Genomic DNA, 770 nt, shown 5'->3' with positions numbered 1-770 from the left:
CCATAGGTTGACACTGTGCTCAGTCTCCGAGCGCCCGATGCACCGCATCGGGCGTTTTGTATTTCAAGGCCAGATGAGGCCGTTCGTGGTTGTAGATATGCACGGCCTGCGCCACCATGCGTGCGGCCTGCTCTAGGTCGGCGGGGCGCTTGAGCAGCAACTCCCCTTTGAGGATGCCGTTGACCCGTTCGGCCAGGGCATTCTGGTAGCAGTCGTAGCCGTCGGTCATGGAGCACGTGATGCCGTGCCGCTGATGGATGCGCTGGTACTCGGCTGAACAGTATTGGATGCCCCGATCCGAGTGATGAACCAGAGGCTGTCGCGTATGGCGCGTCTTCAGCGCCATCTTCAACGCCTGGGCGACCGACTCGGCATGCAGGCTGTCATGCACGCGGTAGCCCACGATCTTGCGCGAGTAGGCGTCAGTCACCAGACTCAGGTACGCACAGCGCTGGGCGGTCGGCAGATAGGTAATGTCGGCCACCCAGACCTGCTCCGGCCCGGTGGGGATGACCTGGTTCGGGCCGTCCTTGAGCAGATTGGGATGGCGCCGGAAGCGATGATGACTGTGTGTGGTCTTGTGATACGCCCGCTGCGGCACGACCAGCAGCCGGGCTGCACGCAGGATATCGAACAGGCGATCCCGGCCAACCTGGATGCCTGCCTCGGCCAGGGGCGTGCGCAGCACGTGCTGGAGCTTGCGCGTACCCAAGCGCGGCTGGCGCAGCCGTAAGTGGTTGACCAACGCACAGACCTTGGCCTCACGCGCG

Annotated in this window: 1 protein-coding gene; it reads right to left on the bottom strand. The window is 63.8% G+C overall.

The window, feature by feature from the left end; translation table 11 throughout:
- Nucleotides 1-19: 19 nt before the first annotated feature.
- On the bottom strand, nucleotides 20-770 hold a 751-nt coding region (locus AAHM38_RS25480), incomplete at its 5' end, for an IS3 family transposase (RefSeq protein ID WP_220660294.1).

The organism is Ralstonia sp. OTU4908 (assembly GCF_038440115.1).
Lineage (GTDB): Bacteria > Pseudomonadota > Gammaproteobacteria > Burkholderiales > Burkholderiaceae > Ralstonia > Ralstonia pickettii.
Note: the sequence above shows the minus strand (reverse complement) of the source record. Positions and strands in the feature narration are given on the sequence as shown.